Origin of the sequence: Streptomyces sp. UG1 (assembly GCF_049974585.1) — a bacterium.
GTDB lineage: Bacteria > Actinomycetota > Actinomycetes > Streptomycetales > Streptomycetaceae > Streptomyces.
Genome location: NZ_JBNGGG010000021.1, coordinates 85,944 through 108,170 on the forward strand (window position 1 = coordinate 85,944; position 22,227 = coordinate 108,170).

Annotated in this window: 22 protein-coding genes and 2 pseudogenes; 10 read left to right on the forward strand and 14 right to left on the reverse strand. The window is 71.0% G+C overall.

Annotated elements, in window-relative coordinates; all coding sequences use genetic code 11:
- Positions 1 to 202: 202 nt before the first annotated feature.
- Entirely contained in the window at positions 203 to 1,000 is a 798-nt protein-coding gene (locus ACP4J3_RS23530) for an IclR family transcriptional regulator (RefSeq protein ID WP_426537530.1), read from the forward strand.
- Between the two features lie 168 nt (positions 1,001 to 1,168).
- On the opposite strand, the gene ACP4J3_RS23535 is transcribed toward ACP4J3_RS23530, so the two are convergent.
- Complete coding sequence (locus ACP4J3_RS23535; RefSeq protein WP_426537532.1) at positions 1,169 to 1,480, reverse strand: DUF5955 family protein; 312 nt, start codon at positions 1,478 to 1,480, stop codon at positions 1,169 to 1,171.
- 187 nt (positions 1,481 to 1,667) lie between these two features.
- On the opposite strand from ACP4J3_RS23535, the gene ACP4J3_RS23540 reads away from it, so the two are divergent.
- Together ACP4J3_RS23540 and aceB are read left to right on the forward strand one after the other, a co-directional pair.
- Positions 1,668 to 2,294, forward strand: coding sequence for a nucleotidyltransferase family protein (locus tag ACP4J3_RS23540; protein ID WP_426537534.1), 627 nt, complete (start codon positions 1,668 to 1,670; stop codon positions 2,292 to 2,294).
- A gap of 184 nt (positions 2,295 to 2,478) precedes the next feature.
- Positions 2,479 to 4,101, forward strand: coding sequence for a malate synthase A (aceB, locus tag ACP4J3_RS23545; protein WP_426537536.1), 1,623 nt, complete (start codon positions 2,479 to 2,481; stop codon positions 4,099 to 4,101).
- A gap of 1 nt (position 4,102) precedes the next feature.
- Here the strand turns inward: aceB and ACP4J3_RS23550 are convergent, their stop codons facing one another.
- Together ACP4J3_RS23550 and ACP4J3_RS23555 are read right to left on the reverse strand one after the other, a co-directional pair.
- Positions 4,103 to 4,384 (reverse strand): SelT/SelW/SelH family protein, encoded by a 282-nt coding sequence (locus ACP4J3_RS23550; protein ID WP_031475479.1) that lies wholly within the window; start codon positions 4,382 to 4,384, stop codon positions 4,103 to 4,105.
- Positions 4,381 to 5,286, reverse strand: coding sequence for a HipA family kinase (locus tag ACP4J3_RS23555; protein ID WP_426537673.1), 906 nt, complete (start codon positions 5,284 to 5,286; stop codon positions 4,381 to 4,383). The genes ACP4J3_RS23550 and ACP4J3_RS23555 overlap by 4 nt, the downstream gene beginning before the upstream one ends.
- A gap of 684 nt (positions 5,287 to 5,970) precedes the next feature.
- Between ACP4J3_RS23555 and ACP4J3_RS23560 the strand changes: the two genes are divergently transcribed.
- Entirely contained in the window at positions 5,971 to 7,029 is a 1,059-nt protein-coding gene (locus ACP4J3_RS23560) for a hypothetical protein (protein ID WP_426537538.1), read from the forward strand.
- Between the two features lie 643 nt (positions 7,030 to 7,672).
- Here the strand turns inward: ACP4J3_RS23560 and ACP4J3_RS23565 are convergent.
- Both ACP4J3_RS23565 and ACP4J3_RS23570 read right to left on the reverse strand, forming a co-directional pair.
- Positions 7,673 to 7,924, reverse strand: a complete 252-nt coding sequence (locus ACP4J3_RS23565) for a DUF5133 domain-containing protein (protein ID WP_426537540.1) — start codon at positions 7,922 to 7,924, stop codon at positions 7,673 to 7,675.
- A 104-nt stretch (positions 7,925 to 8,028) separates the two neighbouring features.
- Entirely contained in the window at positions 8,029 to 8,502 is a 474-nt protein-coding gene (locus ACP4J3_RS23570; protein WP_426537542.1) for an Hsp20/alpha crystallin family protein, read from the reverse strand.
- 223 nt (positions 8,503 to 8,725) lie between these two features.
- Between ACP4J3_RS23570 and ACP4J3_RS23575 the strand changes: the two genes are divergently transcribed.
- A complete protein-coding gene (locus ACP4J3_RS23575; protein WP_426537544.1) occupies positions 8,726 to 9,526 on the forward strand; it encodes a VOC family protein in 801 nt (266 codons plus the stop codon).
- A 393-nt stretch (positions 9,527 to 9,919) separates the two neighbouring features.
- Here the strand turns inward: ACP4J3_RS23575 and ACP4J3_RS23580 are convergent, their stop codons facing one another.
- The 3 genes from ACP4J3_RS23580 to ACP4J3_RS23590 all read right to left on the reverse strand — a co-directional run bounded on the left by ACP4J3_RS23580 (position 9,920) and on the right by ACP4J3_RS23590 (position 11,859).
- A complete protein-coding gene (locus ACP4J3_RS23580; protein WP_426537546.1) occupies positions 9,920 to 10,465 on the reverse strand; it encodes a COG4315 family predicted lipoprotein in 546 nt (181 codons plus the stop codon).
- Positions 10,466 to 11,057: 592 nt separating this feature from the next.
- On the reverse strand, positions 11,058 to 11,636 hold the full coding sequence (locus tag ACP4J3_RS23585) for a YceI family protein (protein WP_426537547.1): 579 nt from the start codon (positions 11,634 to 11,636) through the stop codon (positions 11,058 to 11,060).
- Between the two features lie 16 nt (positions 11,637 to 11,652).
- The gene (locus tag ACP4J3_RS23590) at positions 11,653 to 11,859 is read right to left on the reverse strand and encodes a hypothetical protein (RefSeq protein WP_426537549.1); all 207 of its coding nucleotides are present in this window, start codon (positions 11,857 to 11,859) and stop codon (positions 11,653 to 11,655) included.
- Positions 11,860 to 11,932: 73 nt separating this feature from the next.
- On the opposite strand from ACP4J3_RS23590, the gene ACP4J3_RS23595 reads away from it, so the two are divergent.
- Positions 11,933 to 12,730 (forward strand): SseB family protein, encoded by a 798-nt coding sequence (locus tag ACP4J3_RS23595; RefSeq protein ID WP_426537551.1) that lies wholly within the window; start codon positions 11,933 to 11,935, stop codon positions 12,728 to 12,730.
- Between the two features lie 70 nt (positions 12,731 to 12,800).
- Here ACP4J3_RS23595 and ACP4J3_RS23600 read toward each other — a convergent pair whose 3' ends face one another.
- The 5 genes from ACP4J3_RS23600 to ACP4J3_RS23620 all read right to left on the reverse strand — a co-directional run bounded on the left by ACP4J3_RS23600 (position 12,801) and on the right by ACP4J3_RS23620 (position 16,220).
- Positions 12,801 to 13,670 (reverse strand): universal stress protein, encoded by an 870-nt coding sequence (locus tag ACP4J3_RS23600; RefSeq protein WP_426537553.1) that lies wholly within the window; start codon positions 13,668 to 13,670, stop codon positions 12,801 to 12,803.
- A gap of 168 nt (positions 13,671 to 13,838) precedes the next feature.
- On the reverse strand, positions 13,839 to 14,153 hold the full coding sequence (locus ACP4J3_RS23605; protein ID WP_426537555.1) for a DUF3040 domain-containing protein: 315 nt from the start codon (positions 14,151 to 14,153) through the stop codon (positions 13,839 to 13,841).
- Positions 14,154 to 14,510: 357 nt separating this feature from the next.
- Positions 14,511 to 15,395 carry an SDR family oxidoreductase gene (locus ACP4J3_RS23610; protein WP_426537557.1) on the reverse strand — a complete coding sequence of 295 codons (885 nt, stop codon included), beginning with the start codon at positions 15,393 to 15,395 and terminating at the stop codon, positions 14,511 to 14,513.
- Positions 15,396 to 15,556: 161 nt separating this feature from the next.
- On the reverse strand, positions 15,557 to 15,925 hold the full coding sequence (locus ACP4J3_RS23615) for a DUF6256 family protein (protein ID WP_426537559.1): 369 nt from the start codon (positions 15,923 to 15,925) through the stop codon (positions 15,557 to 15,559).
- A gap of 58 nt (positions 15,926 to 15,983) precedes the next feature.
- A complete protein-coding gene (locus tag ACP4J3_RS23620) occupies positions 15,984 to 16,220 on the reverse strand; it encodes a DUF6186 family protein (protein WP_426537561.1) in 237 nt (78 codons plus the stop codon).
- A 212-nt stretch (positions 16,221 to 16,432) separates the two neighbouring features.
- Between ACP4J3_RS23620 and ACP4J3_RS23625 the strand changes: the two are divergent.
- From ACP4J3_RS23625 to ACP4J3_RS23635, 3 genes and pseudogenes are all read left to right on the forward strand, one after another.
- Positions 16,433 to 16,723, forward strand: a pseudogene (locus tag ACP4J3_RS23625) (PAS domain-containing protein); the annotation flags it as partial.
- A gap of 42 nt (positions 16,724 to 16,765) precedes the next feature.
- Positions 16,766 to 17,848 (forward strand): annotated as a pseudogene (locus ACP4J3_RS23630) (SpoIIE family protein phosphatase); the annotation flags it as partial.
- A 352-nt stretch (positions 17,849 to 18,200) separates the two neighbouring features.
- Entirely contained in the window at positions 18,201 to 18,626 is a 426-nt protein-coding gene (locus tag ACP4J3_RS23635) for a CBS domain-containing protein (RefSeq protein WP_426537563.1), read from the forward strand.
- A gap of 227 nt (positions 18,627 to 18,853) precedes the next feature.
- On the opposite strand, the gene ACP4J3_RS23640 is transcribed toward ACP4J3_RS23635, so the two are convergent.
- The gene (locus tag ACP4J3_RS23640; RefSeq protein ID WP_426537565.1) at positions 18,854 to 20,569 is read right to left on the reverse strand and encodes an IucA/IucC family protein; all 1,716 of its coding nucleotides are present in this window, start codon (positions 20,567 to 20,569) and stop codon (positions 18,854 to 18,856) included.
- Positions 20,570 to 20,662: 93 nt separating this feature from the next.
- On the opposite strand from ACP4J3_RS23640, the gene ACP4J3_RS23645 reads away from it, so the two are divergent.
- On the forward strand, positions 20,663 to 22,177 hold the full coding sequence (locus ACP4J3_RS23645) for an IucA/IucC family protein (protein WP_426537567.1): 1,515 nt from the start codon (positions 20,663 to 20,665) through the stop codon (positions 22,175 to 22,177).
- The last annotated feature ends 50 nt before the right edge of the window (positions 22,178 to 22,227 follow it).

A 22,227-nucleotide genomic window follows, 5' to 3' on the forward strand; every position in this document is an offset into this window, starting at 1 on the left:
TTCTGTTGAAGGAGTCTTCACTCCCGCTTCCGCGCCGTCAAGGGCACACTTCTCCACAGTGCACCCAACGCGCACACCTCTGGACGTTTCCACAAAGCGGAATTAGAATTCCAGCAAGCAGAACGTAGCTACCTACGAGCGGGGAGTCAACCGACCGACGGGTAGGCTTCTTCCCTCCCACCGGTCCCGAAAGGAACGCGCCGTGCCGACGTCCAGCGCCAGCACCACCGACTCCGCCAAATCCAACGCCAGTGGCGGCGTCCAGTCCCTCGAGCGCGCCTTCGACCTGCTGGAACGGATGGCGGATGCGGGCGGCGAGGTCGGCTTGAGCGAGCTGTCCGCGAGCAGCGGGCTGCCGCTGCCGACCATCCACCGCCTGATGCGGACGCTCGTGGCCTGCGGATACGTACGCCAGCAGTCCAACCGCCGCTACGCCCTCGGCCCGCGTCTGATCCGCCTCGGCGAGTCCGCGTCCCGGCTGCTGGGCACCTGGGCCCGCCCCTATCTCGCCCGGCTGGTCGAGGAGACCGGCGAGACGGCCAACATGGCCCTGCTCGACGGCGACGAGATCGTCTACGTCGCCCAGGTGCCGTCCAAGCACTCGATGCGCATGTTCACCGAGGTCGGAAGGCGCGTGCTGCCGCACTCCACCGGCGTCGGCAAGGCGCTGCTCGCCTCCTTCCCGCCGGAGGAGGTGCGGGCGCTGCTGTCCCGTACCGGGATGCCGGCCGCCACCGAGAAGACGATCACCACTGCGGACGGCTTCCTCGCGGCGTTGGAGGACGTGCGGCGCAACGGCTACGCGGTCGACGACAACGAGCAGGAGGTCGGCGTGCGCTGCCTGGCGGTCTCCGTCCCCGACTCCCCCACCGCCGCCGCGATCTCGATCTCCGGTCCGGCGGGCCGGGTCACCGAGGCGGCGACGGAGAAGATCGTGCCGGTGCTCCAGCAGGTCGCCGGCGAGCTGTCCGAGGCCCTGGCCACCCAGAACCACGCCTGACGCCGCTGCGGCGCCGGTCCGGGGTGGCTGGGGGGAGAGAGATCGCCCCCGCCGCCCCTACCCGTCCCATCCCAGGGGGCGCTGCCCCCTGGACCCCCGCTCCTCAAACGCCGGAGGGGCTGACCAACCAGCCTGTGCGGCGGGGCGAAAAGGCAGCGGTTCGAGGAACTAGCCGTGCGGCTGCCCGAACAGCTCCACCGCGTCGCGCACCTGCGTGAGGCCCGGGGACAGCGCGCTCACCGACCCGATCGCCCCGGCGATCAGCAGCAGCGACCTCCGCAGCCGGGGAGTTTCCGGCGCTCCGGAGATCGCCATCGCGGCCAGCGCGGCAAGCTCGTCCTCGGCGATCGCCCGGTCCGGGAACTCCGCAGGATGCGCGGCGAGTTCGCGGCGCAGGCGGGACACCGCCGTCCGCAGTTCCGCCACCCTGGGGTCCTCGTCGCTGCCCGTCACCAGCCTCTGTCCCAAGCTCCGCAACACAGCTCTCCCCCCTCGCACGCCGTTGTGCGCCTTTGGTCGCGCGCCCCTCGCCGAGCACCCCTGGCATAGCTCGGGCGCCGGGGACGCGGGTCGGTAAACGCCACCCGATGCCGAAGCGCCACCACATGGACGGAAATTCAGTCGTTGGAAGTCGGGCACTCGCGCAGGTGTCAGGTATGCAGGACGCATGACGGAGAACGAAGCCTCCCCGATCACCTCCCCGATCGCCTCCCCGGTCACCGGACTGCTCCTCGCGGCCGGCGGCGGACGACGCCTGGGCGGTCGGCCCAAGGCCCTGCTCCGGCACCGCGGCCAGCCACTCGTCGAGCACGCGGTCGGGGTGCTGCGCGCGGCCGGCTGCGCCCGCGTCCATGTGGTGCTGGGCGCCCGGGCGGCGGCCGTACGGGAGCAGGCGGAACTCGGCGACTGCGTCCTGGTGGAGAACCCCGACTGGGCCGAGGGGATGGGTTCCTCCCTGCGCGCCGGGCTCGACTCGCTCTCCGGCACGGGGGCGCGGGCGGCGCTGGTCTCGCTCGTCGACCAGCCCGGCATCGGTCCGGAGGCGGTCGCGCGCGTGCTCGGCGCGTACGAGGACGACACCTCGCTCGTCTCGGCCGCCTACGACGGGGTACGCGGCCATCCCGTGCTCTTCGGCGCCGCCCACTGGGCGGGTATCGCCGCGACCGCGACCGGGGACAAGGGGGCTCGCGCCTATCTGAAGGAGCACGAGGAGGTGATCAGGCTCGTCGAGTGCGGGGACGTGGCGCGGCCGTACGACATCGACACGGTCGACGACCTGGTCCACCTTGAGTGAGCGGGATGGCACGGAGCGCCACCTTGCCTCGACTCAGAGAATCTCGATGTCAACAAACAATTGAAATTCCACAATGAGAAAACTACTATCCACTGCTCAGAAGCACCTGGCCGCACAGCGGGTGCCAACTGCCCTGTTCGTGCCTCTTGGCACCCGGTGCCACCGCTGAAGGAAGTGACAGCTCATGTCCGCACCAGCGCCGTCCCCGCTGGCCATCGTCGACGCCGAGCCCCTGCCCCGGCAGAAGGAGGTCCTCACGGAGGCGGCCCTCGCCTTCGTGGCCGAGCTGCACCGCCGGTTCACGCCGCGGCGTGACGAACTCCTCGCCCGCCGTGCGGAGCGCCGCGCCGAGATCGCCCGCACCTCCACGCTCGACTTCCTCCCGGAGACCGCCGCGATCCGCGCGGACGACTCCTGGCGGGTGGCCCCGTGCCCGCCCGCGCTGCAGGACCGCCGGGTCGAGATCACCGGCCCCACCGACCGCAAGATGACGATCAATGCCCTCAACTCCGGCGCGAAGATCTGGCTCGCCGATTTCGAGGACGCCTCCGCGCCGACCTGGGAGAACGTCGTCCTGGGCCAGATCAACCTGGCCGACACCTACACCCGCAACATCGACTTCACCGACCCGGCGTCCGGCAAGTCGTACGCCCTGCGCCCGAACGACGAGCTCGCGACCGTCGTCATGCGCCCGCGCGGCTGGCACCTGAACGAGCGTCACCTCCAGGTCGACGGCCGGCCGGTGCCCGGTGCCTTCGTCGACTTCGGCCTGTACTTCTTCCACAACGCCCAGCGCCTGCTCGACCTCGGCAAGGGCCCGTACTTCTACCTCCCGAAGACGGAGTCGCACCTCGAAGCCCGCCTGTGGAACGACGTGTTCGTCTTCGCGCAGGACTACGTCGGCATCCCGCAGGGCACCATCCGCGCCACCGTCCTGATCGAGACGATCACGGCCGCGTACGAGATGGAGGAGATCCTCTACGAACTGCGCGACCACGCCTCCGGGCTGAACGCCGGCCGCTGGGACTACCTGTTCTCCATCGTCAAGAACTTCCGTGACGGCGGCGCCAAGTTCGTCCTGCCGGACCGCAACGCGGTGACGATGACGGCCCCGTTCATGCGCGCGTACACGGAGCTGCTGGTCCGCACCTGCCACAAGCGCGGCGCGCACGCGATCGGCGGCATGGCGGCGTTCATCCCGTCCCGCCGGGACGCCGAGGTCAACAAGGTGGCCTTCGAGAAGGTCCGCGCCGACAAGGACCGTGAGGCCGGCGACGGCTTCGACGGCTCCTGGGTGGCCCACCCCGACCTGGTCCCGATCGCCATGGAGTCCTTCGACAAGGTCCTCGGCGACAAGCCGAACCAGAAGGACCGCCTGCGCGAGGACGTCCACGTCGAGGCGGCCGACCTGATCGCCGTCGACTCGCTGGACGCCAAGCCGACGTACCCGGGCCTGGTCAACGCCGTCCAGGTCGGCATCCGTTACATCGAGGCGTGGCTGCGCGGCCTCGGCGCGGTCGCCATCTTCAACCTCATGGAGGACGCGGCCACCGCCGAGATCTCCCGCTCGCAGATCTGGCAGTGGATCAACGCGGGGGTCGAGTTCGAGAACGGCGAGAAGGCCACGCCGGAGCTGGCCCGCAAGGTCGCCGCCGAGGAGCTCCGGAACATCAAGAGCGAGCTCGGCGAGGAGGCCTTCGCGGCCGGCCACTGGCAGCAGGCCCACGACCTGCTCCTGGAGGTCTCCCTCGACGAGGCCTACGCGGACTTCCTGACGCTGCCGGCCTACGAGCAGCTCAAGGGCTGAGCTACTCCTGCGCAGGCTTGTCCGAGTGGCCCAGGGACTTGCCCGGGGCCACTCGGTCGCGTACGGCCTGCTTGACCGCCGTAGGCTCGGGGAAGCCCTGCTCGCGGCGGTCCCAGACCACCTCGTCGTCCACGCGCACGACGAAGACCCCGCCCTTGCCGGGTTTCAGGGCCAGCTCGGACAGCTCCGCCTCGAAGGTGGTGAGCAGTTCCTGCGCCAGCCAGGCCGCGCGGGGCAGCCACCTGCACTGGGTGCAGTACTCGATCTCGACACGGCCACTCATCCGAGGTGCACCGACCAATCCTGTTCCGCGGCCGGCTTGCCGTGCAGGTCGGGGACCCGCTTCAGCCACTTCGGCCGGCCTTGCTGTGTCCGCGCCGCCCGCAGGGCCTCCTCGGCGGCGAGTTCCTCCCGGGTGGGGAAGTCGGTGGGGAGCCACGCGGACGACGCCCGCACGCGCGCGTGCAGGTGGGCGACGTACGACGCGCGGGCCTCGTCGGGTGTGGCGAAGCCCGTGAGCCAGGCGTCCGGCACCTCGCAGACGACCTCGCGCAGCAGCTCCCGCGTCACCCTGGGCGCCAGCTCCGCGTCCGCGGCGCGCACGTCGGGGGCGTAGTGGCCGAGGGCGTGGTGGCGGAAGTCGTAGGTCTTCTCGGGGTCCGAGCCGTCCCAGCGGTGGTGGAAGACCAGGGCCGCCCCGTGGTCGATCAGCCACAGGCGCGGCGGGACCGTGCCGAGGGTCGGCCAGATCATCAGGTTCGAGCTGTGGACCGTACGGTCGACGTTGGCGGTCAGGGCGTCCAGCCAGACGATCCGGCCCGCCTCCAGCGGGTCGACGCGGAAGGTCTCGGCGACCTCGGGGGTGAAGTCCCGCGCGCCGGGCAGGAAGTCCATGCCGAGGTTGACTCCCGCGCTGGCGGCGTGCAGGTCCCGTACCTCCTGGTGCGGCTCGTTGTCCGCGATCGCGGGATCGAAGTGGACCAGGACCAGTTCGGGGAAGCGCAGCCCCAGGGCGCGGGCCAGCTCGCCGACGATCACCTCGGCGACCAGCGCCTTGCGGCCCTGCGCGGAGCCGGTGAACTTCACGACATACGTCCCGAGGTCGTCGGCCTCGACGACGCCGGGGACGGAGCCGCCGGAGTGGAGGGGTGCGACGTAGCGGGTTGCGGTGACCTCTCTCAACATCTTCCAGAGCCCCACGGCTTGTTCACCTTACATTCCACGGCAAGCTCCCCGCTCAGCCCTGGGGAGAATCCGGGGAGTCTCGACTGGCATCCCGGTCCTCCCTCTCTCCCCAGCGGTCCGTCAATGCGGTGCGGCCGTCGCTTCCGGCCTCCGGCATGAAGTGAGCATAGTAATCAAGCGTGACGGCGGGGGACGTGCCCGAGCCAACGTGCCGACCCGCCGCGGACCCGCCGAGGCCACTGCCCGATCTTCCGCCGCGACGCGGACGGCACGATCACCCGCCTGACCGCCTCCGGCGCCTACGCCTCGCTCTGCGTGTCGCCCTCAACGCATGCAGGAGCGCGGCCGGGGCCAGTACGGCGGCCGGCCCTGCCGTGATCTCATCGCGCTCACGGACACAGCATGGGCGGGATCCATGCTGCGACCTGCGGCCACCGTCTCTTCGTAAGTCCACTCAACTCACGCTGAGGTCCGCCGGCGATCGTCTGGGCCGTGGACATACTCAATCGCGTCAACGGTGCCGCAGGCTCGGGGCAGCCAGGAGACTCCCGATAGCGGTCCGCCGAGCGATCTTGGCATGGGTCCCGCAAGATGGTGCTGGTTGCCTGGTCTGGAGGGTCGCTGGGGCAGCCGCGCCCCATGTGCGGCGGACCGCCGCTCCATTCCTTGTTCAGGGAGCACCGTATGGCTGTGATGACGCAGGAACTCGTACCGGTACTGGAGGATGCGCGCCATGCTCATGCCGTGGCCCTCGACCGGTTCCGGGCGGATGCCACGGTTACGCCGCCGGGCCCGCACCGCCAGATGCTCGAACGCCGGGCCGCCGAAGTCCAGGTCAGTGTCCAGCGCATCCAGCGCCAGGTGCGGGAGCTGCAGCCGCCGGGGGTACTGGGAACGGCGGCCAGTGTGACGCGGTTCGTCTCGCGGGGCGCGGTGCGCACGGCGACGCTGCCACTGACGATCGGGTCGGCGGCCGTGAGAGGAATGCTGCCCGGCAGACATCCGGCAGATCCGCGACAGCAGCTGAGGAACGCGGAGGACGAGTACGCGGCTGCGGCGCGGGCGCTGGCGGCGTGCCGGGCCGGGGAGGCCCTCGCCGAGCAGGTGAAGGACGACGTCATCGCCGACCTGCTCAGCGCGCTGCGCCGTCAGGACGAGGAACTGCTGCAGGAACTGGAGAGCAGCCTGGTCGAACACGCCCGCGCCATGGCGACTTCGGCCAACGGCTCCAGCCAGGGCGAAGGCCGAGGTGGCGGTGTGGCCGAAGCGGCAGCCCAGACGGTGCGGACCGTATTGGAGCGGGCGCGTGATGTCGCCCGGGGAGGCATCCGGCGCGTCAGGGAGGCGGCCGGAGGTACGGCGCGGAAGATGCCGGAGCCCGGCCCCATGGCCGAGGAGATCCTGGGGGCGGTCAGGCGGGAGGAGGACCTGCCGATTCCCGGGTTCGGCCGGCTCGGCACCGATGAGATCGAGAGGCGGCTGCGCACGCTGTCCCAGTTGGATCTGACGGTGGTCGAGGGCTATGAGCGCGCACATGCCCGCCGGAAGAGCGTCCTGAACGCCATCGAGCAGATGCGAGGGACCGAGCCGTGGACCGGCTACGACGCCATGGGCACGGTTGAGATCACCGCAAGCCTGCAGGACGCGCCCTCCGGCGTCGCCCGTCAGGTGCTCGAGTACGAACAGCGTCACCGGCAACGCCAGGAGGTCGTCTCCGCCGCCGAGTCGCGTGCCTCGGTCTGATCGAGAGCGTGCCGCGGCCCAAAACACGGGTACGCTCGCGCCGCCGCCGATTCCCGGGTGCCGGCACGCGTGGTCTGGTGCTGCGAGCGGCCGAGTGCGCCTGCGCGCCCTCACGCGTTCTGCGACGAGGAATACGGCATGGCAGGGTCACGACCCTCGCGCGTACTACGGGCGGCTGGCCCCGGTGGAGTACGAGATCCCGCACCATGCCCTGCCCAGCCGGTCTTCCGGCACGGCGTCCGCAGACCGGTACGGGGCAGCGCGTTCGTGCTGCGGACCGTGTCGTACCACCCGATCGTCCGGACCTTGGCTGCGCACGCTCCGCGCACGACCGTCGATGTCTCCCGTACCTGTCCGCAGCGCCTGTGAACACCACGCCGGGCCGGAGGGCAGGATCGATCGTATCCGCGGACCGGATCCGGCCTCACCGCGCGCAACCGACGTCCAGCACTTGATCAGTACGAATCGCATGGCAGCCCCCGCAGGCGGGCAGGACCGCAGTCGGCCACGCGGCACATACCGCCTGACTCCAAAGGGCACCGCCATAAAAGCACCGTCCGCCGCACGAGGAGTCCTCGGTGTGCGACGGCATCCCGATCTTCGATCGCGCCCGTGACGACATCGCGAAAGGCAGTGCTCGACGTCAGCGGATGACGGTCCGCGCCTGCCCGGCCCGCCGTCTCTCGTCCTCGGCCGAGGCCCGGGCGAGAAGGCTCTCTGCGTGTGCCGCGGCGTCGGCGGCGTTGCGTTGTCCCATGAGGACGCAGAGCGTGTAGGCCGCGTCGTCGAGCCGGCGGTAGCTGAGCGGGCTCGCCGGATCGACCAGCAGAGCGGCCCATGCGGATCGGTAATCGCCAAGCGCTGCGGCGACGGTCCTGACGTTGGGCATCAGCATCTTCGTGACCGCACCTCCCTGTGCCGGCAGATGGCTCGCCGCACGGCACGCCCGCCCGGAACGGGCCTGCCGAGCGACGACTTCGCGGCACGCGCCGGGCCGGGTCAGGACTCGGTGATCTCGATGTGCCGCGGCTTGGTGGCCTGCGCCTTGGGCACGGTGACGGTCAGGACACCGTCGTGCAGAGTCGCGCTGACCTCCTCGGACCTGACATCGGTGGGCAGGAGGGCCCGGTACTCGAAGCGGCCGGTGCGGCGGGTGCTGCGGCGCAGGACGCCTTCGCGCTCCTGCTCCTTGTACTCCCCGGTGATGCGCAGCTCCCGCTCGCTCATCTCGATGTCGATGTCGTCTCGCTTGATCCCGGGCACTTCCGCCTCGACCACATAGGCGTCGTCGGTCTCTCGCATGTCGGCCGCAGGAGACCAGGCCAGCGCGGCAGGAGCGGCGGCGCCTTGCAGCAGCCGGTTCATGCGCTCGAACAGCTCGTCAAACTCGGCGGTGATGGGTTCACCCCATCCGAAGGCGGGGAACGGCCTCTCCAGCATGCTGCCGTGCCGGTGTCGTACGGGCAGCGTCATCGGTTTCACCTCCGCGGGATCGGACCATGCGGGTCGCTTTCCATAGTGCGCGTCTCCGCCGGACCGGTCGACCTCACTGTGGGTCATCACCCGTTCACACTGAGGCCGGACCCTTGGACGGGGAGTGACGGCAGGCGATGTGCGGGACCGAATCTCCGGTTGGACACTGGAGTAACGAGTAAGAGCAGTGTTCGCCGGCGTACAAGATCAGGGCGCGATGGCGATGAATCACACGACACACTCGTCCGGTGGGGCGGACGTCGTCCTCACGCGTTCCGTGTTCGGCGCGCCGTGCTGGGTGAGTCTGACCAGCCGCGACCTCGATGCCACGCAGGACTTCTACGGGGCCGTACTGGGCTGGCAGTGGCGCAACGCCAGACTGGGCGACCGTTTCCGGACCGCACTGGCGGACGGGATACCCGTCGCGGGGATCGCGGGGGTGGCCACCGTGTGGCAGATGGCCGTGGCCTGGACGCCGTACTTCGCCGTGACGGACGCGGACGAGGCCGTGGCCCGCGTCCAGGAGCGCGGCGGGACCGTGGCAGTGGGGCCGCTCTCCTTCCCTCCCGGAAGAGCGGCCTTGGTCGCCGACCGCGACGGGGCCACCTTCGGGATATGGCAAGGGAAGCTCGTCACCGAGTGGGAGGCGTGGCGGCAGGCGGCATCGACGTTCATCACCCTTCACACCCGGGACGCCTTTGACGCCGCCCTGTTCTACGGTGAAATCTTCGACTGGGCCTCGGGCCTCCCCGGCTGCTGCGAGGTCGAGTACGCAGCGGACAAGGTGCTGCTGCGCAGCCGGGGTGAGATCGTGGCCCGCGTCGAGTCGGGTCCGGTGGAGACGCCGCCCGACCCTTCGGTCCGGCCGCACTGGCAGGTCCACTTCGCCGTGGCCGACGTGGGACCATGCGCCCGGGCCGCGGAGAAGTACGGCGGCAGCATCCTGAAGGAGGGCGAGCACGAGGCCGTGCTGCGCGACCCCGACGGCGCCCAGTTCACGGTGACCTCACGCCGACAGCACTGACGGCCTGCCGGACCGCCGTCTGTGAGGACGTCGGGCTACTGCCTGGGCTCCTGGTTGTTCTCGATCTGCGGGCCGACCGGATTCCGGTCCGGCCAACCGGGTCTGGTCTGCTCACACTTGGAATGAGCGATGACCGCCGCCGCAGGTCGTCGCTCCCGCCGCATCAAGAACCAGGTCGCCTTCTGGAACGGTGTGCCCATCGAAGGCGGCGGTCCCACGGCGCGTCCGCTGCGCCGGCTTCGGCGCCGATGTCCGTCCGTGGTCCCTCAGGTGGTGACGATGCAGCGCGCCGCAGCATCAGTCCCGCCCCGCCCAGCGCGACGTCCTTCAGGAAATGGATCATCTCGGCCTGCTGCTCCCGAGCGTCGCTCTCCAGCAGCAGCGCCCCCGGGCTCAGTAGCCGCCGTCTCGGTCCTCGCCCTCACCCTCGACCTTGTTGCCGTCCGCGTTGAGCACGTACCACTCGGCGCCGAAGTCGTCGAGACCCTGGCCGGTCGTGTCGCCGGGCTTCTCATCGTCCTGGTAGTAGTACAGCGGGTGGCCGTTGTAGGTGACTTGGATGTCTCCGTCGTCACGGGTGGTCGTAGCGAGCAGGTCGCCTTTGACGCCCTCTTCGGCCTTGGGCTCGCCGGACGTGGTCAGCGGAGGCCACGCTCGCGCGCAAGCGTCGTTGCAGGTCGACTCGGAAGACGTGTCGGCCTCGAACAAGTACAGGGTGCGGCCCTTGTCGTCGACCAGGATCCGGCCCAGCCCGCTCGAACGCAGGGACACGGTCGCCGGTCCTGTGGGCGTACCGGTGCCCGGTGCAGTGGTGGTGGTCGGGACCGCCGGCGGAAGGGTTGCCTCCGGTCCCCCGTCGTCGTCCCCGCAACCGTTGCAGACGACGGCGAGCAGTGCGACGGCGACCGCGGTCACCCACGGCTTGGCGATGTGATGCATCAAAGCTCCTGCGGAACGGGACAGCCTGCCCCGGCGGTGAGGCGCGGCCTGCGGCCCGTACTGACGGGCCTTCCGTATCGAGTACGGCGCAGGTCGCGGCACACCGCAATCCGAGTGACCCGTCCGAGGGCCACGCTGGGTCATGCCCGCAGCCACTGCCGACCCCCGGTGACACCGAGCGCGCTGAAACCGGGCTCGGCTCGGCAGGTCCTGCTCCCATAACCGCGGTCTGCGCCGGGAGACCCCAATTTCGACGCAGGACGTGGGGGTGCCGCGGAGGGTGAGCCGGAGCCGGCACCCCCTGCGAAACCTCGATCACACGCCGGGTTTTCCTACACGGCCTTCGGTAGTCCGCGCCTGCTCGCTGCGCGTTGCGGTCGAAGAACCCCTGGCGGGACGTCCGGCGCGGACGCCACCCGGCGCAGGTGTTCGTCACAGCCCTGCCTCGACACATCAGCCTGTGATCGTCCGGGTCGTCCGGGTCGTCCGTACGGGACGGTTGCCGCAGCCTGGTTGCGCTCGCGACGACTACTTCCTGTACGTGCCGCTGCTGCCGGAAGTTGCCACAGGCCTGCTCGAACGTCCGGCGCCGCTACCCGGACGCCCGTCCGGGGCCGGGCAGCGGTTCGAGCCTGGTCACCTCGTACTCGATCCGGACGTCGTCGGCCAGTTTCAGGGCGCCCAGAAACGCGCTGTACGGCTTGATCCCCCAGGTGGACTGGGTGACGGTCGCCCAGCCGCACACCATGCCGTCCCCGTCGCTGCCCCCGTGCACGGTCACAGGCTGGGTCCGGCCTTTGATGGTGAGCTCCCCGGTGATCTGGAACGAGTCAGGCGTTCCGGTGATTCTGGTGGAGTGGAAGGTGATGGTGGGGTGCCGCGCGGTGTGCAGCAGGGCCTCACCCTCCAGCGTCCGGTTGATTTCCGCCTTGTCGGCGTCGGTGAGGGGTTTGAGTCCGCCAGTTCCCTCCCGGACGGTCAGCGATGCCGTCTCGACCGTCACGCTCACCGACGACTTTTCGGGGTCGCTCGTGACGACCGTCGCGTTCCCCGACCATCGGGCGGCCTCGAGCGTGAGATCGTGCCCCGCCTTCCGGCCGAGCCCGGCGCGGCTGGTCTTGACCAGCAGGCGGCCGGCCGGAGCTCCGAAACCATACGTTCCATCACTCACTGCCACATATCTGACTTTACGTGATGATTGTGCTGGAGGGGGAGGTGCCGGGATGCGCGGGCACGGCTGGATCCTGACCGACCGGCGGGACGATGCGCCCGTGGGCCCGCTGCTGGAGCGCATGGCCGAGGCAGGGGTGCACACCATCGTCACCGATCCGGAAGGACGACTGCTGGGGCTGACGGACGGCACCTCCGGCGAGCAGGCCCTTCAAGAGCGCCACGACGAATCGGATGACCGGCTGGGGCTGCTGACGCTGCCGGTGATCGAGGATCCGGCGCTAAACCGCAGGTGCCGTGTTCACGTCGGAGCTGCGGATGGCCCGCACCCTGCCGCGCATCACCGGCTACCGACGGGTGCCGATGGCGCTGCTCGCGGCCTACTGGCCGACGGACGACCTCGGCATGGTCATCGACGTGGGCGACCCCGACGCCCTGGCCGATGACCGCCACGCACCAGTCCCCGCCGGGGTGCACGCCCTCGCCGAGGGTGAGGTGCTGGTGCCACAGGCGGACGAGCCCAGCCAGTGGCAGCCCGGTGCCGCGGTTCCCGTGCCCGTCGTCCGGCGCCGAAGGGAGGGCCCGTTCGTTCCGGTGTTCACCTCCGAGGCAGCGATGGCGGCCGCGCTGTCGTACACGACGCCCTGCGAGCGGGTATGGCTGGGTGTCCTCGCCGCTGTGCGGCCGGGCGACGTGTCGTCGGCGTCGATCAGCACGCGCCCGCACCGTCGCGTCTCCGTGCCTCCCGTTGCCCAGGCCCGGATGTCCTTACCTCTGCAGGCTCCTGCGACGGCGGCGCACCGCCCCGCTCAGCATCATGGCCAGACCCAGGCCGGTGAAGGCGGCCTGGATGCTCCGCGCCGACGGACGAACCGGCCTGGTGACCGGTGTGTCCGTACGTGCCGGACACCTTCCGGTGGCAAGCGGAACGCTCTTGTGCGGGCCGCGGTCACGAAGGCGTGCGGCTACCGCGACGAAGCCGCTGGCGTGATCAATACACCTAGAGCCCCTGGAGCCGACGGCGGCCGTGGGTTCGTCGGCCGCGGAGACCGGCTGGGGAGGCGTCACCGGCAAACCGGGCCGGCGAGCCTTTGACCCGGCCCGGTTTGCCGGTGCGGGGCCGTGTGGCTGCATCGGGTCGGGTTGGCATGGCCCGAGCGGGCCGTCAGGTGACCGGTACGACGGCGACCGGGCAGTGTGCGTGGTGCAGCACCGCGTGCACGACGGAGCCCAGGCGCAGTCCCAGACGTTCGGCAGGGGGGTGGCGCGGCACCACGAGCAAGCCGGCGCCGGACGAGGCATCCACGAGCGCGGCCGCCGCTCGGCCGCTGATCACTTCCGTGTCCACGTGCACTCGGGGATACTCCGCGATCGGCCGGGCCGCGTGGTTCAGCACTTGTGCGTGCAGGCGCTGCTCCTCGGCCATGTCGATCTGGGGCGCGAGGACGCCGGGGTGGAGGGTCGGCGTCCAGGCGTGGATCAGGCGCACCGGCACGTTGTGGACATCCGCCTCGCCCAGGGCGAACCGTACGGCGCCGGTGTCCCGCTCGTCGCGCACGCCGACCACGATCGGCCCCTGGAACGGTCCGCCGACAGCGCTTCGTACCACCACGACCGAACGGGTCGCATGGGCTGCCACTCTTCGGCTGACGGAGCCCAGCAGCAGGCCCGCGAAGCCGCCGTGCCCGCGGGTGCCGAGCACCACGATCGCGGCGTCCTCGGCCGCGTCCAGTATCGCCGCGGCCGGCGAACCTTGGACCACGGTGGCGTTCACCACCATGCTGGGACGCTGCTGCGCCAATTGGTGCACGGCGTTGTGGAGCATGGTGTCGGCCTCCTTGACGGCTTGATCGGCGGCCTCGGTCAGGCCGCCGGCGCCCAGCAGCCTGAGCGCGCCGACATCCACCACGTGCAGGAGCTTCAGATCCCATCCGTGCCGTTCGGCCTCGGCTGCCGCCCAGTCCGCCGCCGGCCGGGCCTGCTGTGAGGCATCGACTCCGACCAGTACGACGCCGGCGGTGCTGTCACTGATCACCACCATTGCTCCATTCCCGACTCCCCATACCCGCGCGGTCCGCTTGACGGACAGCCGGTCGAAAACCCTGTGTGCTTGTCGAAGAGGCACAACTGGGGCGGCAGCCTCATCGGCCGGGCACGATGGTCACCAGGCAGCATCGGGTCCGCTCGCCCACGACCGGACCGGTCAGCCCCGCGGACGGTTCGTCCGCCTTCGCAGCAGGCTGAAGCCGATCAGCAGCGTTACGAGCCAGGCAGTCGCGAAGGGCCAGATGACGGTGGCCCCCAATGCCGCCGGTGCGGCGATGAGCAGGCACAGAGAGAACACGGCGAGCACGAGCAAGCCGCGCGGTCGGCGGATCTCCTCCCAGAGGCGGCGGTGCCGAGCAGTGAGGTGCATGGTGCGCAGGCTGCGGTCCAATACCTCGTCGTCCCTCTTCAGCGCGGCTTCGATCTCCGCGAGAGTCCGTTCCTCGCGGCGGGAAAGTTCAGCGTCACCCATCGCTGACACCTCCGCTTGCCACCGTGTACGGCATCAGCTGCTGCTCAGAATGCCTCTCGGGTAGCCCTGCCCGGCCGGCGGTAAACCTCGTGATCGAACCCGTTCGTCGTCGTCATGCCGAACGGTGTCCCGGGCGGATGTTCAATCTCCACCTGGGACGCGGCCCGGGTGCGTCGTCCGGCTCTTGGCCTTCGGTGGAGATCTGCGTGGCGACCATGCCTGTGGTCCGGCGGTACCGCGGCCCGTGGGCGGCCACATCGACTTGACTGGTGCGGTGACCGGAAAGGTCCACAGGGTTCAGCACGGCTCGGCGCCGCCCGGGCGATCGTGCCGCGCTCGCGCACCCGCCGCACCGTGTCAGTCGCGCTGCCCGCCGAGCAGCAGCGGCGCCACCGACCGCGCGAACTCCTCGAATCGACGCGGCTCACGGCCGGTCAGCTCCCGTACGGTGCCGGTGGTGGACGCGTTCACTCCCGCCCGCAACGCGCCGAAGACGGCAACCACCTGCTCCGCCAGCCAGAGGGGCAGGCCCGCCTGGGCCAGCCCGGCAAGGGCCACCTCGTCCGGTACGTCCACGTACTCCACGGATCGGCCCAGGACGCCCGACAGGCGCCGCGCGACATCGGCGTAGCTGATCGCCTCCGGGCCGGTGAGCTCGTACGTACGGCCGGTGTGCCCTGCGGTGGTCGCCACCACGGCGGCGCTCGAGGCGACGTCGCGCGGATCGACCATCGCGATCGGGGCGTCCCCGGCCGGAAGGAAAAAGCGACCGGTCTGTGCGATGGTCGCGGCCGAACCGATGAGGTTCGACATCAGGTGGCCGGCCCGCAGCGCCACTCCCGGGATCCCCGAGCCACGCAGATGCTCCTCGATCCGGGCGTGCTGGTCGAAGAAGACCAGCGGCGAACCGACCTGCGCCCCGACCGTCGACAGGAAGACCACCTGCGCCACCCCCGCGGCCGCCGACGCGTCGATCGCCCCCGTCCCGTACTCGACCTGCCGCGGGTCGTTCGGGCAGATCAGGATCACCCGGTCGACGTCTTCGAGTGCGCGCCGGATCGTCGACGGCTCACCGAAATCCCCCACGGCCAGCTCGGTCTCACCGCCGAGCAGGGCGGCCGCCCGGCCCGGATCCCTGACGAAAGCGCGCACGCGAACGCCGAGATCGCGCAGCTCCGTGACGACCCTCGAACCGACATTCCCTGTCGCCCCGGTCACCAGCGCCGTCATTACGTCGTTCACTCCCAGGATCGGCGATCAACCCTCGACATGGCCGATCGGTGACGAGAAGTCGTCGTGACGTACTGGCGCGGGTAACGACCCAGCGCCTTTCTCCCAGCCTCTCGCGCAGGCCACGGCAGCGCCACCGCGCCGTCGCCGCCCCGATACGCGTCATTTACGCGTCATTCTGAAGCGCGCTTACGCCGGTGTCGCTCGGTGAGCCATGACACGGTGAAGAACACGGGCAGGGCGATCGCCACCAGCAGCGCGGAGCCGGTGAACGCGCTTGTCAGAAAGCGGCCCGCCACGCGCGCCACCCCGTGGTAGTAGCCGACCACCACGGCCATCAGCAGCACGTATCCCCCGAGGGCGGTGCCGAGCACCTGGCGGATCAGGCCGGGCCACCCTGGTCCTGGCGCGCTGGGCGCGAGTTGTTTCGCGAGTAGGCGCTCCGGCTTGTCGGCCGCCTTGCCCGGTCCGGGGCGCTGTCGGTGAAGGAGCCGCAGGCCAACGGCGAGGTACCCCATGACCAGCAGATAGCCGGTCAGCATGATCCCGATGTTCAGAGGCAGGGGGAGCACGGCAGGGCCTAGGTCCGACGGAACGCCGTCATGATGCGTCCCGGAGCAGGAAGTGCCAGCCGCGGACGAAGGTGTGCCAGCCGAACCACAGCCACAGCGCGAACAGGGCCCATCGCCCGAACGGGTAGCGCATCACCGCGCGCAGGGCATCGCTGAGGGTGGGGAAGCCGTCGCCTGTCCGGACGAGGGCCAGGCCCTCCCAGGCGAACAGGGCGCCGAACAGCACCGCCCAGACGAGATAGCCGATCACTGGATGCTCCGTCACCGCGACCTCCACTCTCGTGCCGTGTGCGTCGGCCGGCCGCCACAGGACAGCCGGGGCAATCATGCGTCACGACGTGGTCGAAGCTTCGGATACACGGACGGTTTCGACGGCTTGTCGTACGACCTGATCGGAGCCCGGCGTCGACGAGATCACGATGGGCGTGCCTGGATGAGTCGCGTTCGGGAGCACAATGGAAGGGGTGGGTGGAACGTATGTACGGCAACCCCTTGGCGGTGGAGAACGCGGCGGCCGCAGTGGACGCGCAAGGCGTCGTGGCGGCGTGGAGCCGGGGTGCCCGACTGCTTCTCGGATATGTGCCGGGTGAGGTGATCGGGCGTCCGGCGTTTGATCTTCTTGCCGCTCGTCTTCCGAAGTCGGCCTGGCGGAGCCTGTCACAGCAGGAGGCGTGGACCGGGCGGATCGTGCTGCGCGCTCGGGACGGCCATCGGGTGGAGGCCGATGTGCGGGCCTACCCGCTGGTGGGTGCCGATGACCACGTCGTGTGGTTCGTTCACGCCGTACGGCAGGAGGCCGACGGTGCGGATCTGGCCCTGCAGCGCCGTTTGCTTCTGTATCACCGGCCCGCGCAGCCGGCCGTGGAGACGGCGATGCGCTACCTGCCGGCCGATCCGCAGGCCGGTGTGGGCGGCGACTGGTTCGATGTCATCCCGCTCTCCGGCGCCCGGGTGGCTCTGGTCGTCGGCGACGTCGTCGGCCACGGCATCAACGCCTCCGCCACCATGGGCCAGCTGCGCAGCGCGATGCGCACCCTGGCCGATGTCGACCTTCCTCCCGATGAACTGCTGACCCAGCTCGACGACCTGATCCTCGAAGAGATCGAAGAGGGCATCGAATCCGCCGGGGAGGTCGGCGCGACGTGCCTGTATGCGGTCTATGACCCGGTGTCGCGCCACTGCACCCTGGCCAGCGCCGGTCACCCCGCCCCGGTCGCCGTCATGCCGGACGGCTCCGTCGAATTCCTCCCCGTTGTCCCAGGTCCCCCACTCGGGGTGGGTGGCCTTCCGTTCGAGGCCACCGACGTCCGCCTGCCCAAAGGCAGCCTGCTCGTGCTGTACACGGACGGACTGATCGAAGCCCATGACCGGGACATCGATACCGGAATGCAGGAACTCCTGCACGCCCTGACCGTCCCCACCCCCTCGCTGGAAGCCACCTGCGACAACCTCATCAGCGCACTCCTGCCCGAGCACCCGGACGACGACGTCGCCCTGCTCGTGGCCCGCACCCACGCCCTGGGCCCCTCCCACGTGGCCACCTGGGACCTGCCCGCGGCGCCCGTCATCGTCGCCGACGCGCGCCGGCGGGCCGCCGACCAGCTCACCGCCTGGGGGCTGCAGGACATCGCCCCGACCACCGAGCTGATCGTCAGCGAGCTGGTCACCAACGCCATCCGGCACGCCCGAGCCCCCATCCATCTGCGGCTCATCCGCAACACTGCTCTGATCTGCGAGGTCTCCGACGCCAGCAGCACCGCTCCACATCCGCGCCGCGCCCGTGCCCTCGACGAGGGCGGCCGTGGCCTGTTCCTGGTCGGCCAGCTCGCCGAGCGCTGGGGCACCCGTCACACGCCGACGGGAAAGACCATCTGGGCGGAGCAGCCCCGGCCGCTGCCTCGCCCGCGGCCCCGGCGCCTGCCCACCGGGAGATCACATGCGGCGGATCACGTCGTGGGGCCACGCAACGACCAGCGTGAATCCCCCACATGGCCGACGGGGGGATTCCGCCCGGGGATCACAGCCGCGGGCTAGCAGCCCGACCGAGCAGGCGAGCTGATCGACATGGTGTCGCGTGTGAGCTCGCCCCCAGCCGCGCCTCGGCCCTCGCGGCCCTGGAAGCGCCGGACGAAGCCATATGGCGGGTGTGCCGTTTCGCCGCATCGCGCGTGGTGGGAGCAATGCTGCGGATCAAGGGTGCCGCCCGGCTCGGGCGGTCCGGTCAGTTCGAAGGAGGAGGACTGCGATGAAGGCGCGGGACATCATGCACACGGGCGTGGAATGCATCCCTGCCCACGAGACCCTGGACCGGGCGGCGCAGCGGATGCGCGAACTCGACGTAGGCGTGCTGCCCATCTGTGGCGAGGGTGACATGCTCACCGGCATGATCACCGATCGCGACATCGTGCTCAAGTGCGTCGCCTCCGGGCACGACCCGTCCAAGGTCACCGCGGGAGAACTGGCCGAGGGCGCCCCGAAGTGGATCGACGCCGATGCCGACGTCCTCGAGGTTCTCGACACGATGGAACAGAACCGGGTCAAACGGCTTCCCGTGATCGACGTGAAGAACGACAAGAGGCTGGTCGGCATGATCAGCGAGTCCGACCTCGCCCGGAATGTCTCCGACGAGCAGATCGCCGAGTTCGTCTCCAAGGTCTTCACCCCTCACTGAGCCCAGCAGGGCAGGCGATCGACCACCAGGAGCGCAACGGCGCGCGCCAAACCGAAGTCACTCAGCGTGCCTGGAGCAACGGTGATTGCGCTCATCACCGTCGCCCGCGACGACGCTCCCGGGGAGAATCTGGGGAGGATCGAGCGGCACGGAGCCGCCGGACCGCAGCGGGGTCACGTATCGGACGGCGGGCACTTCGCGCAGCACACCGGCCAGGGTGATTCAGATCATGTACTGGCCAGCGGGTTCTTCAGCGGGCGGTAGCGGGCGTCGGCGCCGTCGGCGTTCGTCCAGCGCAGGAGCAGGTTGGTCTTGCCGGGCAGGGTGGGCGCGGTGAGCAGGCCGGCGATCTCGGGGAGGTCGTGGCGGGCGAGTTCCCGGCGTAGGGCGGGCCAGGGGTCCAGGGGCGGGTGGCGTTCGGCCAGCGCGCCGGCGATCTCGACGAGGTGGTTGACGACCAGGCAGTACACCAGCCGCTCCCAGCCCGCCGCCCGCGACACCTCCGGCAGCAGCTTCACGCCTTCGGCGTCCCGGAACAGGGCCTGCACCGGCATGCCGTCGGTGTCGACGGCGACCAGCGTGTTCTGCAGATGCGCCTCCAGTACGACGCCGTGGTCGGCGAAGGCCGCGAGGGCGGGCGGGACGACCTGGGCCAGATACGCCTCCCACCAGGCCGCCGGGTCCCGGGCGCCGTCGAGCGGGCTGCCGTCGAAGCCCTCGACGAGCCCGGCGGCGAGCAGCGGCGTCGCGCCCGGCAGCACGCTGCCTCGCAGCCCGTCGCGGACCAGGACCGCGAGTTCTTCGAAGGCGAAGCCGGCGGTGCGGTAGCCGCGGTCGCCGAGCCAGGCGGCGGGGCCGTCCAGCGCGGCGAAGGCGGTGGCCGTCGCCTGGTCGGTGCGGCGCAGTTTCAGCAGGTCGTGGCGCCACAGCCGGCGGATGTCGTTGGTGATGCGCACGTCCAGGCTGAACTTGAGGAACAGGTCGTGGCCAGGGGCGTACACGGTGCGGATCGCGGCCGTGGGCCAGGTGTCGAAGCCGGTCGTGCCCAGCCGGATCAGCCGGCCGTCGGCGTAGGCCGGCGTGAGATCGACGAGGTCGAGCTGCCAGGGGTGCGCGGGCAGCAGCCGGTAGCCGGGCGGGGCCTCGCCGAGGGCGTCCAGGGCGGCGGTGTCGCCCTCCTCGACGACCGTGTCCTCGCGCACGCCGAGCAGCGTCAGCGGGAAGCGGGCGTGCGCCTCGGGGGCGTACGGCAGCCAGGCGGCGACCGGGCCGCCGCCGCGTGCCTTGGGGGCGGGGTGGTAGGGGTGGCCGGTCAGGAGGGACTGCTCGGAGCGCAGGTAGAGGTCGTCCGGCGGCGTCGCACGCGCGCGTGCCGTGAGCAGCGCGGCCACCGCGTCCCGGCTGTCGATCATCTCGGCGGGCAGCTCGTGGTTGGACAGACCGGTGTGTCGGCGCAGCTCGTCGGCGACCAGCTTGACCAGCTCGGTATGCCCGATGCGCTGCCAGGCGCCGGACACCCGCACCTCGGGTTCGGCGGGCCGCCGCCCGCCGCGGACGCGCAGCAGCCGGCCCGTGCCGGGCAGCCGGTACACCCGCCGCTCGCCGGACCCCGCGCGTGGACCGGCCCCTCCGTGCGGACCGGCCCCTCCGTCCGGTCCGGCCCCTCCGTGCGGTCCCGCCCCTCCGTCCGGTCCAGACTCACCGTCCGGTCCAGACCCACCCGGCGCCGCGGAGCCACCCTGCGCCCCGGAACCACCGCGTGGCCCGGCTCCACCATGCGCCCCGGACCCACCCTGCGACCCGGACCCACCGCGCGCCCCGGACCCACCCTCCAGCTCGGCCACCTCGCGCAGCAGGCAGTTGAGCAGGGGCGCGATCGCGCGGGCGTCGGCGCGTTCGGCGGCGTCCGCCGCGGGCGGAGGGTTGAGGTGCACGCGATCCACTCGTTCTCTACGGTCCGTTGCGGTGGGAAGACGATCAGTATGTCTGTCGTCGGTGCCTGCCCGACGCCCTACTCGTACCCGAGGAGCCCGCCCGTGCACCGTCTCCCCAGCGCCGAGGCCGAGGTCGCCGCAGAACTGGCCGATGTCCGCCCCGGGCTCGCGTCGCGGTACGCGGCCGAGCTCCCCGGGGCCCGCGCGGCCGTGCTGACCCGGCTGTGGCGTGCGCTCGCCCATGAGCCGCTGCCCTGGGTGGCCCGCCGCGAGCCCGCCCGGGAGGGCCTGACCCTGCGCCTTTCGGACGGCCGCCGGCTGCGCGGCCCGCGCGCCGATCCGTACGCCACCGCCGCATACGTCACCGCCGTACGCCTCGACGGGACGCCGTACGACGATCCGGCCCGGCTGATGACCGCGCTCGCCGTACCGCACGGCACCTCCTTCGCCGCCGAACTCGGCCACAGTGTCGCCTCGTTGGCGCTGTCGCGGGCCGGGCAGGCGGGTCACTCGAAGGAGTGGCCGGGGCGTGACTGGGAGTGGGAGCAGCGGGTGGTGGACGGGCATCCGTTCCACCCCAACTGCCGTTCCCGGCCGGGGTTCTCGGTCGCCGAGCAGTTGGCGTACGGGCCCGAGCACCGGCCGGTGGTGACGCTGGGGCTGGTGCCGGTGCGGTCGGACGAGTGCCTGCTGACGGGTGCGTGGCCGGAGGGGATGCGGGACGGGCCGCGGCTGTTGATCCCGGTGCACCCGTGGCAGGCCGAGCATGTGCTCAAGCGCCCCCGCGATCCCCACGCCGGCGGGCTCGCCGCGCATCCGCTGATGTCCCTGCGCACGCTCGCCGTGCCCGAAGGACCCCACGTCAAGACGGCGTTGAGCGCCCGGCTGACGTCCTCGGTGCGGGACATCTCGACGTACTCGATCGGCCTGTCGGCCACGCTGTCGGACTTCGCGGAGACGCTGGCGGCCCGCATGGACGGGCTGCTGCACGTCACGCGCACGCTGGGCGCCGCGACGGCGAACTCCCCGGATCTGGCGGCGGTGGTGCGCCAGTCGCCGTGGGCGTACGCGGGGCCCGGCGAGCGGGTCGTGCCGGTGGCCGCGCTGGCCACCACCGGGCTGCCCCGGTCCCCGGCGTGGCTGGCCGACTTCGCACGGCTCGCGCTCACCGTGGGGCTGCGGCTGCTGGAGCTGGGCGTGGCGCTGGAGGCGCACGGCCAGAACCTGCTCGTGGTGCTGTCGGCCGACGGCTCCCCGGTGCGGCTGGTCTACCGCGACCTCGCCGACGTCCGGGTGAGTCCGGCGCGGCTGGCCCGGCACGGCGTCCCGCTGCCGGAGCTGACCGGCCGGGTCGTCACGGACGAGGTGACGGTCCTGCGCCGCAAGCTGTTCGGCTCGCTGGTGGCCGGCGCGCTCGCGGGTACGGCGGGCTCGGGTACGGCGTTGCGCGGGGCGCTGGAGGCGGTCGTACGGGAGCTGCCGGGCACCGTGGATCTGGCCGCGCTGCGCCGGGAGCCGCTGCCGACGAAGGCGCTGTCGCTGATGCGGCTGTCGCCGGGGACGCCCGGGGACCAGTGGGCCGAGTTGCCCAATCCGCTGGTCACCGAGGTGTTCTGACGGATCGCCCAGCGGGTGTTCCGGCTCGTTTTGGAGCGGGGCACCTCTGA

Bases quoted from the DNA above. Each gene is read 5' to 3' on its own strand.
- ACP4J3_RS23565 (WP_426537540.1), bottom strand. From the start codon at position 7,924: ATGCTGATGCCCAACGTCAGGACCGTCGCCGCAGCGCTTGGCGATTAC.
- ACP4J3_RS23635 (WP_426537563.1), top strand. From the start codon at position 18,201: ATGAAGGCGCGGGACATCATGCACACGGGCGTGGAATGCATCCCTGCC.
- ACP4J3_RS23540 (WP_426537534.1), top strand. From the start codon at position 1,668: ATGACGGAGAACGAAGCCTCCCCGATCACCTCCCCGATCGCCTCCCCG.
- ACP4J3_RS23560 (WP_426537538.1), top strand. From the start codon at position 5,971: ATGGCTGTGATGACGCAGGAACTCGTACCGGTACTGGAGGATGCGCGC.
- ACP4J3_RS23575 (WP_426537544.1), top strand. From the start codon at position 8,726: ATGAATCACACGACACACTCGTCCGGTGGGGCGGACGTCGTCCTCACG.
- ACP4J3_RS23555 (WP_426537673.1), bottom strand. From the start codon at position 5,286: ATGTTGAGAGAGGTCACCGCAACCCGCTACGTCGCACCCCTCCACTCC.
- ACP4J3_RS23550 (WP_031475479.1), bottom strand. From the start codon at position 4,384: ATGAGTGGCCGTGTCGAGATCGAGTACTGCACCCAGTGCAGGTGGCTG.
- ACP4J3_RS23615 (WP_426537559.1), bottom strand. From the start codon at position 15,925: ATGCTGACCGGCTATCTGCTGGTCATGGGGTACCTCGCCGTTGGCCTG.
- aceB (WP_426537536.1), top strand. From the start codon at position 2,479: ATGTCCGCACCAGCGCCGTCCCCGCTGGCCATCGTCGACGCCGAGCCC.
- ACP4J3_RS23570 (WP_426537542.1), bottom strand. From the start codon at position 8,502: ATGACGCTGCCCGTACGACACCGGCACGGCAGCATGCTGGAGAGGCCG.
- ACP4J3_RS23605 (WP_426537555.1), bottom strand. From the start codon at position 14,153: ATGGGTGACGCTGAACTTTCCCGCCGCGAGGAACGGACTCTCGCGGAG.
- ACP4J3_RS23580 (WP_426537546.1), bottom strand. From the start codon at position 10,465: ATGCATCACATCGCCAAGCCGTGGGTGACCGCGGTCGCCGTCGCACTG.